The organism is Polaromonas sp., from assembly GCF_018780625.1.
In the GTDB taxonomy this organism is placed as follows: domain Bacteria; phylum Pseudomonadota; class Gammaproteobacteria; order Burkholderiales; family Burkholderiaceae_C; genus Polaromonas.
In genome coordinates, this window is record NZ_JADMJK010000234.1 from 1 (window position 1) to 11,475 (window position 11,475).

11 protein-coding genes are annotated in these 11,475 nt (G+C 62.8%); 6 read left to right on the forward strand and 5 right to left on the reverse strand.

Features of this window, described 5'->3' with window-relative positions:
* Nucleotides 1-631, reverse strand: a 631-nt coding sequence (locus tag IV091_RS16655) for a DEAD/DEAH box helicase family protein (RefSeq protein WP_293470376.1), incomplete at its 3' end; no start/stop codon positions are given.
* Between the two features lie 237 nt (nt 632-868).
* Nucleotides 869-2,719, reverse strand: a complete 1,851-nt coding sequence (gene glmS, locus IV091_RS16660; protein ID WP_293470377.1) for a glutamine--fructose-6-phosphate transaminase (isomerizing) — start codon at nt 2,717-2,719, stop codon at nt 869-871.
* Between the two features lie 136 nt (nt 2,720-2,855).
* Here glmS and IV091_RS16665 point away from each other — a divergent pair, with 136 nt between their 5' ends.
* The 3 genes from IV091_RS16665 to IV091_RS16675 all read left to right on the forward strand — a co-directional run bounded on the left by IV091_RS16665 (nt 2,856) and on the right by IV091_RS16675 (nt 4,909).
* On the forward strand, nt 2,856-3,341 hold the full coding sequence (locus IV091_RS16665; protein ID WP_293470378.1) for an Lrp/AsnC family transcriptional regulator: 486 nt from the start codon (nt 2,856-2,858) through the stop codon (nt 3,339-3,341).
* Between the two features lie 386 nt (nt 3,342-3,727).
* Entirely contained in the window at nt 3,728-4,306 is a 579-nt protein-coding gene (locus IV091_RS16670) for a hypothetical protein (RefSeq protein WP_293470379.1), read from the forward strand.
* Between the two features lie 15 nt (nt 4,307-4,321).
* Nucleotides 4,322-4,909, forward strand: a complete 588-nt coding sequence (locus IV091_RS16675; protein WP_293470380.1) for a hypothetical protein — start codon at nt 4,322-4,324, stop codon at nt 4,907-4,909.
* A 34-nt stretch (nt 4,910-4,943) separates the two neighbouring features.
* Here IV091_RS16675 and glmU read toward each other — a convergent pair whose 3' ends face one another.
* Nucleotides 4,944-6,362, reverse strand: coding sequence for a bifunctional UDP-N-acetylglucosamine diphosphorylase/glucosamine-1-phosphate N-acetyltransferase GlmU (glmU, locus tag IV091_RS16680; RefSeq protein ID WP_293470381.1), 1,419 nt, complete (start codon nt 6,360-6,362; stop codon nt 4,944-4,946).
* Between the two features lie 10 nt (nt 6,363-6,372).
* Here glmU and IV091_RS16685 point away from each other — a divergent pair, with 10 nt between their 5' ends.
* Complete coding sequence (locus tag IV091_RS16685) at nt 6,373-7,284, forward strand: DUF6279 family lipoprotein (RefSeq protein WP_293470382.1); 912 nt, start codon at nt 6,373-6,375, stop codon at nt 7,282-7,284.
* A gap of 37 nt (nt 7,285-7,321) precedes the next feature.
* Here the strand turns inward: IV091_RS16685 and IV091_RS16690 are convergent, their stop codons facing one another.
* Nucleotides 7,322-8,080, reverse strand: coding sequence for a Crp/Fnr family transcriptional regulator (locus IV091_RS16690; RefSeq protein WP_293470383.1), 759 nt, complete (start codon nt 8,078-8,080; stop codon nt 7,322-7,324).
* A gap of 81 nt (nt 8,081-8,161) precedes the next feature.
* Here IV091_RS16690 and IV091_RS16695 point away from each other — a divergent pair, with 81 nt between their 5' ends.
* Nucleotides 8,162-8,566: a BLUF domain-containing protein gene (locus IV091_RS16695; protein WP_293470384.1), complete on the forward strand. Its 405-nt coding sequence runs from the start codon at nt 8,162-8,164 to the stop codon at nt 8,564-8,566.
* A gap of 43 nt (nt 8,567-8,609) precedes the next feature.
* Here the strand turns inward: IV091_RS16695 and IV091_RS16700 are convergent, their stop codons facing one another.
* Nucleotides 8,610-9,248, reverse strand: coding sequence for a 5-formyltetrahydrofolate cyclo-ligase (locus IV091_RS16700; protein WP_293470385.1), 639 nt, complete (start codon nt 9,246-9,248; stop codon nt 8,610-8,612).
* Between the two features lie 9 nt (nt 9,249-9,257).
* Between IV091_RS16700 and IV091_RS16705 the strand changes: the two genes are divergently transcribed.
* Nucleotides 9,258-11,273 carry a lytic transglycosylase domain-containing protein gene (locus tag IV091_RS16705; RefSeq protein ID WP_293470386.1) on the forward strand — a complete coding sequence of 672 codons (2,016 nt, stop codon included), beginning with the start codon at nt 9,258-9,260 and terminating at the stop codon, nt 11,271-11,273.
* Nucleotides 11,274-11,475 lie beyond the last annotated feature (202 nt).

Here is an 11,475-nt window from a genome sequence, read left to right on the forward strand (position 1 = left end):
AGCTGATGCTGGTAAAGGTCTTGCCGCTGCCGGTGGCCATCTGGATCAGGGCGCGGGGCTTGTTGGCCTTGAGCGAGGCTTCCAGATTGCGGATGGCGATGATCTGGGCGGGCCACAGGCCTTCTTCGATCAGCGGCGGCATGGTCTGCAGGCGGCCGAGGAAGGTGGGTGCGCAGGAAGCGGCGACATTGGCAAAACCGGAGTTCCCCTCATTGGCCGTGCTGGGTGTTCCCGCACCCGTGCCGGAGTGCACAGCCGCAGAGGACTCCCAGCCTTTGGCGGGCAGGTCTCTCAAGAATGCGGCCAGGGTCTCGGGCCGGTGAAAGGCAAACACGGCGCGGGCGCGCGGCTGCGGGTCCAGCCCCTGGGTGAAGTGGGTCTCGATGCCGGTGGATTCGTAGCTGAACGGCAAGGGGCGATGCCAGGCCGGCAGGGTGGCGGGCAGGCCTTGGGTGTAGCGGGCGGACTGCACTTCCACGCCAGTGAGGGTGGAGCCCTCTTTTTTGGCCTCGATCACGCCAGCGGCTTTGCCGTCAATGTAGAGCAGGTAGTCGGCAAAGCCGTAGCCGCTATTAAGGGGAAACTCACGCAGCGCCACGCCCCGGGCGGCGTGGATGTTGGCTTGATCCATATTGCAGACGTGCCAACCAGCTTGGTTTAATAGCGTGTCAATGTTGACTCTGGCTTTTTGCTCTGGCGTCATGCGGCTCCCTTTGCCAGCCATTCTATGTGCGCAAAGGAGCTGGTTCGCGCGACTGCATCTATCGACAGACGCCTGCAAAACCCAATGACCCTTGAATCAACCAGGTGCTGAATCCAGCCAGTTCTCAATGGCTGGATAACAGGCGCCCACCGGCGCCCTCCCCCGTTATTCCACCGTCACGCTTTTAGCCAGGTTGCGCGGCTTGTCAACGTCCGTGCCGCGCGCGCAGGCGGTGTGATAGGCCAGCAACTGCAGTGGCACCACATGCAGCAGCGGGCTCAAGGCGCCGTAGTGCTCGGGCATGCGGATGACGTGAATGCCTTCGCTGCTGACGATGCGGCTGTCGGCATCGGCCAGCACATACAGCACGCCGCCGCGCGCGCGCACTTCCTGCATGTTGCTTTTGAGCTTTTCCAGCAGACTGTCGTTGGGCGCGACCGTGACCACCGGCATGGCGCTGGTGACCAGCGCCAGCGGGCCGTGCTTGAGCTCGCCGGCGGCGTAGGCCTCGGCGTGAATGTAGGTGATTTCCTTGAGCTTGAGCGCGCCTTCCAGGGCAATCGGGTAATGCAGGCCGCGCCCCAGGAACAGGGCGTTTTCCATTTTGGCGAAGTCTTCGGCCCAGCTGATGACCTGGGGTTCGAGCGCCAGCACGGCTTGCAGCGCGGCGGGCAGGTGGCGCATGGCCTTGAGGTGGCCGGCTTCCTCTTCTTCGCTGAGCCGGCCCTTGGACTGGGCCAGCGCCAGCGTCAGCAGGAACAGGCCGGCCAGCTGGGTGGTGAAGGCTTTGGTCGAGGCCACGCCGATCTCGATGCCGGCGCGCGTGATGTAGGCGAGCTTGCATTCGCGCACCATGGCCGAGGTGGCGACGTTGCAGATCGTCAGGGTTTGCGTCATGCCCAGGCCTTGCGCATGGCGCAGCGCGGCCAGCGTGTCGGCGGTCTCGCCGCTTTGGGTGATGGTGACGACCAGCGTGCGCGGGTTGGGCACCGAGGTGCGGTAGCGGTATTCGCTGGCCACTTCAACCTGGGTCGGGATTTGGGCAATCGATTCGAGCCAGTACTTGGCCGCGCAGCCGCTGTAGTAGCTGGTGCCGCAGGCCAAAATCAGCACCGAGTCGATGTCCTTGAAGGTTCGGTACGCCTCATCGCCAAACAGCTCGGGCACGATGCCTTTCACGCCCTCGAGCGTGTCGGCAATGGCGCGCGGCTGCTCGAAGATTTCCTTTTGCATGTAGTGGCGGTAGGGGCCGAGTTCGGCCGCGCCGCTGTGGGCGTGGACGGTCTTGACCTCGCGCTCCACGCGCTGGTGGTGGCGGTCAAACACCCAGTACTTGCCCAGCTGCAGGTCGATCAGGTCGCCTTCTTCAAGGTACACGATCTGGTCAGTCACGCCGGCGAGCGCCATGGCATCGCTGGCCAGGAAATTTTCGGAGTCGCCCCGGCCCACGCCCAGGATCAAAGGGGACCCGGCGCGGGCGCCCACCACGCGGTGCGGCTCGTCCTTGCAGAACGCGGCAATGGCGTAGGCGCCGTGCAATTGCGCCACGGTGGCCTTGAGGGCTTCAAACAAGTCGCCGTCATACAGGCTGTCCATCAGGTGCACGATGACCTCGGTGTCGGTCTGGCTTTCAAACACATAGCCTTTGGCCTGCAGGGCGGCGCGCAGTTCGTCGTGGTTTTCAATGATGCCGTTGTGCACCAGCGCCACCTTGCCGGGGCGGCTTGCACTGTTGGCGCCCGTGCCGTGGCTGAAATGCGGGTGGGCGTTGTGGATGGCCGGCGCGCCGTGCGTGGCCCAGCGGGTGTGCGCAATGCCGGTGCCGCTTGCCAGGTGGTCGCTGTCTACCTGGGCCTGCAGCTCGGCCACGCGCGAGGTGCTGCGCGCACGCTTGAGCCCGTCGGCATACACGGCCACGCCGCAGGAGTCGTAGCCCCGGTATTCAAGCCGCTGCAGGCCCTGCACCAGGATGGGAACAATATTTCGGGTAGAAACCGCCGCAACAATACCGCACATAAAAGCACTCCAGAAAAAGACAATGCGCCGATGCTACGACTTCGCCATTTTTTAATGTGATTGATTTATGTACTTATATGGAATTAAATTTCACCAATTCAAATAAATAGAATTTAAGTTCATTTATGATAAAAAAATGGAAGAATTAAGCATAGACGCCACCGACATCAAACTGCTGGACGCCCTGCAGCAAGACGCCTCGCTCAGCAACCAGGCCCTGGCAGAGCGCGTGCATATATCGCCGCCAACCTGTCTGCGGCGCGTCAAGCGGCTGCGCGACGCCGGACTGATCGAACGCGAGATCGCCCTGCTCAGCCCCGACAAGCTGGCCGCCGTGCTGGGCCACGGGCTGACGGCGCTGGTCGAGATTTCGCTAGACCGGCAGGGCGCAGAGCAACTGGAGATGTTTGAGGCGCGCGTGGTGCTGGATGACGCGGTGCAGCAGTGCTACCGCGTGTCGCCGGGGCCGGACTTTATCCTGGTGGTGCATGTGGCCGACATGCCGGCCTACCTGGCGCTTTCGCAGCGGCTGTTCACCAGCGATGCGAACGTGCGCAATGTGAAGGCCTTCTTCAGCACCAAACGAGCCAAGTTCCAACCAAAAGTACTGCTTGCACGGTAGTTCGCGTCATTTGTCCAGGCATGCGGCGCGCGAGGCGTACTGCACCTTCGCCGACTGGTCGTTGGGATCATCGCCAGGCTCGCGTTGTGAAGCGGCTTTATTGGCGGGTCAGAAGTCGGGGCCATGTACCGGGAGGCGTCGGGTTCAAGCCAATGACAGAGCTTTGCGCGCTTGGGTATTGCCTTGCAAATACCGGTGCGCAAGAGACATCTGTGATGTTTTTCCATAGCGCCCTGATTTCTGAACCTATCGCGCTTTGGAGTTGAATCTGCCAAAGATGAACTGTTTGCTTTCACATCAAAAACACTGAGAATCACCCGCGCCCACTCATGTAATATATTAAATGATTTTGTAAAAAATCTATTAATAACAATACAAGGGATTTCATGAAAAAACGAATGATCAAACCGCTGAAGTGGCTATCAGGTCTGGGCGCGTGCGCTTTCTTTGTCGGTTGCGCGGGTCCTGCACCCAACTATTCTCCCTCTATAGACAACGTCGAACTGCTCAAGAAAAGCAGCATCGATACTCTCAAGGTGGGACAGATCGGCGTCACCCCAGAGATGCCCGGAGCCAGCGCCATCAATTTACGGGCCAGCTCCATGGTCTCGCCAGTCGGCGCTCATTACGGCGACTATCTCGCCGCAGCACTTCGCCAGGAGCTTGAACTGGCCAAGTTGCAAGACCCGCAATCCAAAGTGGAAGTCTCTGGCGTGTTGACCAAAAACAATATCGATGCCGGTGGCATTTCCACCAACGAGGGACAAATCGAAGCCCGCTTCATGGTGAAGCGCTCGAACCAGGTGACTTATGACAAGGTCAAAAAAACCGAAATGAAATGGGAAAGCTCATTTGCTGGCGCGGTGGCGATTCCACGGGCAGCCAACAACTACCCATTGATGGTTCAAAACCTGCTCTCCAGCCTGTTCATCGATCCCGACTTCATTCGGGCAGTCAAAAAATAACAAGCACACAAATTCATGAAAATCGCAAAACTCCTTTTTTCCATTGCAACCTGCGCAGCACTTTTTGGCTGCGCCCATCCAATCAGCATGAGTCCGGATCTGACCAGCGTTGCAGGCGAGAGCAGCACCCGGATCAACAAGCCGGTCGGCTACCACATCTCCGACGCCAGTCGTGCGCTGGAAGTCACCTCGGCCGGTGGAGGCGGTGACAAGGTTAGCTATTTTCCATATCGGGACCTGGATGCGGGCTTTTACAAAGCCTTGAGTGAAGTGTTCACGAACGTCACCAAAGTGCGCGACCCCAAGGACAGCGCCGCCATCTCTGCCAGCGGCATCCAGCTGCTGATCACGCCGGAGATATCAACCACATCATCGTCCCAAAGCCTGTTCACCTGGCCGCCGACGCAGTTCTCGGTCATGCTGAACTGCACGGTAGTGGATGCCAAAGGTCAGAACCTCACCAGCATCAGAGTGGAAGGCAAGGGACTGGCCGAATTCGATGAATTCAAGAGCAACTTCTCGCTGGCAGCCGTTCGAGCATCCACCGATGCGCTCAAAAAACTCGTCAAAGCTTTGGCTGAATCCAAAGAATTGCGCCTTTAACGACACCTGAGCGCATCCAGGGCGACATCCTGCTTCAGGATACCGCCTTTTTCACGGGCCGCGACCAGTTGGCGATGCTCACCTGCTTGCCGCGCGCCACGCTCAGGCTGCCGGCCGGCGCGTCCTTGGTGATCGTCGATCCGCCGCCCACCGTGCCGCCAGCGCCTATCGTCACCGGCGCCACCAGCACGCAGTTGCTGCCGATGTGCACGTCGGCCTCGATCACCGTACGGTGCTTGTTGGCGCCGTCGTAGTTGGCGGTGATGCTGCCGGCGCCGTAGTTGACGCGCTCGCCCACCGTGGCGTCGCCCAGGTAGGCCAGGTGGTTGGCCTTGGCGCCTTTGGCCAGCGTGGAATTCTTGACCTCGACAAAATTGCCGATATGCACCTCGGCGCCCAGCACCGCGCCGGGTCGCAGCCGGGCGAACGGGCCCACCAGCGCGCCTTCGCCGACCTGCACACCGAGCTTTTCGCCGTCGATGTGGGTAAACGGATGAATCACCGCACCGGCGGCAATGGTGGCGTTGGCAATCACGCAGTTGGCGCCCACGCGCACGCCCTGCCCCAGGCTGACCTTGCCTTCAAACAGGCAGTTCACGTCAATCTCGACGTCCTGGCCGCAAACCAGTTCGCCGCGCACATCAAAGCGCGCCGGGTCAGCCAGGCGCACGCCCTGCTCCATCAGGGCCGTGGCCAGCCGCAGCTGGTACACGCGCTCCAGTTCGGCCAGTTGCACCGGGCTGTTGACGCCGGCAACCTGAGGCGCGTCGGTGATCTGGTGCGCCACCACGGCCACGCCGTCCTCGACGGCAAACTTCACGATGTCGGTCAGGTAGTACTCGTTTTGCGCATTGTTGTTGTCCAGCCGGGCCAGCCAGCGGCGCAGCAGTCGCGTCGGCACGGCCATGATGCCGCTGTAGATTTCATGGATCGCACGCTGGTCGTCGCTGGCGTCCTTGTGCTCGACGATGGCGCGCACCTGGGCGGAGGCCTGCGAGCCGGCGCGCACGATGCGGCCATAGCCGGTGGGGTCGGCCATGCTGAGCGTGAGCAAGGCCAGCCGCTGACCATCGCACTGGCCCAGGAGCGCCGCCAGGGTATCGGCCTGCGTCAGCGGCACGTCGCCCGACAGCACCAGCGTGACGCCGTCATCCTGCAGCAACGGCAGCGCCTGCTGCACCGCGTGGCCGGTGCCCAGCTGCGGCATCTGGCGCGCAAACTTCAAGCCAAAATCGGCGTCATCCCCCGTCATTCGGGCACAGGCTGCTTCTACTTCCGTAGCGCCGTGGCCGGTGATCACGACCGCCTGGCGCGCCGATAACCGTGCGGCGCAGTCGATCACATGGCCCAGCAAGGCGCGGCCACCCAAACGGTGCAACACTTTGGGGAGTGCGCTTTTCATCCGCGTGCCCTTGCCTGCGGCCATGATGACGACATCAATTGGGAGTGCCATGAGATTTCCTGTGAATATATTAAGTAAGTGGCGTTCGGTTCTGGCGCTGAACGGGCAACGCCACCCCCGGATTATCGGTGTGCTGGCCGTGCTGGCTGTGGCCGGGCTGCTGCAGGCCTGCAGCACCCTGAAGCTTGTCTACAACCAGACCCCTGGTTTGGCCTACTGGTATCTGGACGGGCACTTTGACTTTCTTGACGCTCAGAGCCTGCGGGTCAAGGACGATTTGGCCGGTCTGCAGGACTGGCACCGGAAAACCCAGTTGCCGGGCTACATAGCCACCCTGCAAAAGCTGCAGCAACAGCTGCCGCTGGACATCACGACCGACGCGGCTTGCGCCGTGTTTGCAGACCTGCGCGGCAAGCTGACGGCGGTGTCCGGGCAGGCCGAGCCAGCCGTTGCGGCCGTGGTCGCTACCCTGAACGCCGGCCAGCTGGTGCAGCTGGAGCGCCGCTTTGCCAAGGGCAATGCAGAGTACCGGGGCGACTTCATGGAAGGCACGCCGCAAGACCGGCAGGACAAGCGCGTGGAGCAGCTTCGCAGCCGTGCCGAGCGGCTGTATGGCCGGCTGGACGAGCCGCAACGGGCGGTGCTCAGCCAGCGAACGGCGCAATCGCGCTTTGACGCGTCGATGTTCTACGCCGAAAAACTGCGCCGCCAGCATGATGTGCTGCGTACCCTGCGCCCGCTGATTGCGGGCCAGGCCGCGCCTGAAAAAACGCAGGCGGCCGTGCGCGGCCTGTTTGAGCGCACGCTCAACCCGACGGATGCTGCCTTGCGCCAAAACCAGAATGCGCTGAACGATGAAAACTGCGGCACCTTTGCCGCGCTGCACAACAGCACCACGGCGGCCCAGCGCCTCCACGCGATTCAAACCCTGCAGCGCTACGAGCAGGATTTCAGGGTCCTGAACGCCGAGTGATCGCGCTCCGCCGCCGCAGGGTTTGAATTGAGACCGCCTACACCAGCGGCACTTGCCGGGGCGGTGTTTCGTAGTAGTCGGCAATGCGCTGCAGCGCCTTGGGATTGAGCAGGCGCAGTCGCCCGTTGTGGAGCTCGTGCAGGCCCAGCTGCTGCAGGCGCCGCAGTGTTTTGTTGGTGTGCACCAATGACAAGCCCAGCGCATCGGCGATGTGCTGCTGATTGAGGGGAAAGTCGATGGCCCCGCCCTCCGCCAGCCCAATGCGCTCCATCCTGCGGTACAGGTGCATCAGTAGCACAGCCACGCGCTCGGTGGCGTTGCGCCGGCCGGCGGTCAGCAGGTTGTCATCGACCATGCCTTCTGCGCGCGCCGAAATCCAGGTGATGTCATAACCCAGACCGGGATAAGCCTGAAACAGCTTCCAGAGGCCGTCGCGCGGGAAAACGCACAAGGCCACATCGGTCACGGCCTCGATGCCGTGAATGGCGCTGTCCGAGAACTCCTGCTGCAGGCCAATCAGGTCGCCAGGCAGCAAGAAGTTCAATATTTGCCGGCGGCCATCGGTCAGGGTCTTGTAGCGAAAGGCCCAGCCCGAATACAGCGTGAAGAGTTTGCCGCTGGATTTTTGCTCGTAAATGATGGTGCCGCCCGCAGGCACCGATGCCGTGCCGCTGCGAAAGGCTTCGATGAAGTCCAGCTCGTCCGGTTTGACCGCCGTGAAAGCGCTGGTCTCGCGCAAGCGGCACCCTGCGCAGCGCGGCGGACAAGTCCCGGGGGAGGCAGCAGGGTTATTCATAAATGGAAAGTTTCAGGCACGCCACACTGTGTCTTTTCACATTGTCCGGCACGCGGCCGCCCACTATATTTGCCCGCAATGATGAACACAACCACCCGATTGTACGAAGTGCTCTATGTCAGCACGCTGGCGCCCGATGCGCCCCTGAGCGTGGTGGCGGCCATTGCGCGCAAGGCGCGACCGGCCAACCATGAGAAGGACATCACGGGCCTGCTTATCTTTGATGGCATGCGTTTTTGCCAGCAACTGGAGGGCGGCCAGAGCGGGGTGATGGCGCTGCTGGAGCGCATTCGCCATGATGCGCGCCATGTCAATGTAGAAGTTCTGCACCACGGTCCCCTGGCTAAACGGCGATTCGGGCGTTTCAGCCTGGGCTACACCTCGGCGGACAGCGACGAGGCGCTGGCGCAGCTTGAACGGCTGGACGGCCAGGTCGCCGTCGACGCGTTCGTCGCGCTGCTGCCAGGCGTCGACTGGGATACCTGAACCCTTCGGCGCACGCCAATGGACAGCTGGCCCAGAGCGCTGTTCAGACGGGCCAGGCCACGCCGTTGTCATTGAGCAGCGCATCCAGCGCAATGTCGTGCGACTCGGGCTCCAGGTCGGGCAGCCAGCCCTGGCTAAAGCCCAGGCCCACCGTCACCGGACGGGGCTGCAGCGTGGCCAGCGTGCGGTCGTAAAAACCGCCGCCGTAGCCGAGGCGGTAGCCGCCCGGCCCATAGCCCACGCAGGGCACAAACAGCAGCGTCGGCACGATCTCCTCGGTGCCCTTGGGCTTGGGAATACCGTAGGCGTCTTCCTCCATCGGGCAGCCGGGGTACCAGGCATGAAAGGTCAGGGTCTTGTGCAGCTTGTTGACCACCGGCAGGCCGATCTTGCGCGGCGAGCGACTGGCGAGGCTTTCCGTCGCCAGCTGCGCCCGGCCTTCGGTCAGCAGAGCCTCGTTTTCCTGAAGTTCCTGGCCCAACATCGCGTCTTCCTGCCAGCGGTACAGCGCGGGCAGCGGGTCAAACTCGCCCTTGATGGGCCAATAGGCGCCAATCACCACATCGGGACGGTCAAACAGCCAGATCCGCATGACGCGCTGCAGCAAATCAGACCGTTCCTGGCGGTCGGGCATGTTCAGGCGCGATTCAATAAGCGCTTTACGGGTACTTAATTTGTCCATAATGTCCCAATGCTACATAAATTTCTTTTCGGTGCCACGCTCTGCGCGACACTTTGCACCGCCCTGGTGGCGCCTGCAGCGGCTCAGAATACATCAGCCGGCGACAGCCTGATTCTGGAGATGAACAATGCCTTCCGGCGCGGCGATAAAAACCGGCTGGCGCAACTGCTGCCCCAAGCCAAAGGCCACGCCCTCGAACCCTGGGCTGCCTACTGGGAACTCAAGGCCAGGCTGAACGAAGCCAGCCCGCAGGAAGTGCAGGGCTTCATGGCCCGCTACGCCGGCACTTACCAGGAAGACCGCATGCGCAACGACTGGCTGCTGCTGCTGGGCCAGCGCCGCGACTGGGCCGGTTTTGCCACCGAATACCCCAACTTTCGCATGAACGACGACCGGGAGGTGCGCTGCTACGCGCTGCTGGTCGAGCACGTGAAAAATCCGGCCATGGACGCAGCCCTGTCCAACGAAGTGCGCACCAACTGGCAGGCGCAGCGCGATGCGGGCGACGGCTGCAGGGCGGCAGCCGAGCGGCTGGTGGGCGCCAAAAACCTCACGCCGCAAGACGTCTGGCACAAGGCACGGCTGGCGCTGGAGGCCAACCGCCCCGCGGCCGCGCGCGACGCGGTGCAGATCATCGCCCCGGAGGCCATGGGGCTGGTGGCCGAGCTGAACAGCAACCCCGCCAAGTTCCTGACGGAGAAGCAGCTGGCGCTGCGCAAGGTGCGCAAGGAACTCATCACGCTGGCGCTGGTCAAGCTGGCCGCCAGCGACACGGAAGCGGCCGCCGCCCAGATGGAGGGCAAATGGGCCGTGCAGCTGACCGCCGAGGAGCGCAACTGGGTCTGGGGCCTGATTGGCAAGCGGGTCGCCATGCGCATGGGCACCCAGCCCGCCAGCGACGCCATGATGTACTTTGCCAGGATCAGCAAGGACAGCGACCTGACCGACGACACGCTGGCCTGGAAAGCCAGGGCCGCCCTGCGCGCAGGCAGCCAGCCCAACTGGAAGCAGGTGCTGGAAGCCGTTGATGCCATGAGCGACGAAGCGCGCAAGGACCCGACCTGGCGTTACTGGAAGGCGCGCGCGCTGCTCGCCACGGCGCCGGCCGATGCGGCGCAGCGCGCCGAGGCGCAGGCGATGCTGCAGTCGATTGCCTCGGTGCGCGGTTTTTACGAGCAACTGGCACTGGAAGACCTGGGCCAGAAAATCACGGTGCCGCCCAAGCCGGCACCGCTCAGCACGGCCGAAAAAGAAAGCGCACGGCTGAATCCGGGCCTGAACCGCGGCGTCTACGCCATTGGCATGGGTCTGCGCAGCGAGGGCGTGCGCGAGTGGAACTACAGCACCAGCCTGCACCAGCGCGGCGGCATGGGCGAGCGCGAGTTGCTGGCCGCAGCCCAGCTGGCCTGCGACCGCCAGATCTGGGACCGCTGCATCAACACCAGCGAGCGCACCGCCACCGAGACCGACTTTGAGCAGCGCTTTCCCATGCCTTTTCGCGAGGCGGTGATCAAACGCAGCCAGGGCATCAACCTGGACCCGGCTTACGTGTATGGCCTGATCCGCCAGGAAAGCCGTTTCATCATGGACGCCCGCTCGGGCGTGGGCGCCTCGGGGCTGATGCAGGTCATGCCCGCCACGGCGCGCTGGACTGCCCGCAAGATCGGCATGGACAGTTTCAGCCCCGAGCAGATCAACGACCGCGACACCAACATCACGATTGGCACGGCCTACCTGAAGCTGGCGCTGGACGACCTGAACGGCTCCATGCCCATGGCCGCAGCCGCCTACAACGCCGGCCCGGGCCGGCCGCGCACCTGGCGCAACGGCCCGGTGCTGGACGCCGCCATCTGGGCCGAGAACGTGCCCTTCAATGAAACCCGCGACTACGTGAAAAAAGTACTGTCCAACGCCACCAACTACGCCGCCATCCTGACCGGCCAACCCCAGTCGCTCAAGGCGCGGCTGGGCCGGGTCGGCCCGCGCGACGCCGCCTTGCCGGAAGTGGACAAGGATTTGCCCTGAGCTGAGGCCGGGGCGGCGCGCCCCTGCCCAAAAATACGCATCAAATCGGGCTATGGCGCTTTAAAAACGGGCCCCTATAGCTATAGTATTAGTAGCAAATACAGCCAGATTCAGCTGACCAGCGCCAAAGCCCCAAAATCGCCGACGCGCTCGCCCAAGCCGGCGGGCACCAGCGAAAAGCCGGCCGTCAGGGCCGGCAGTT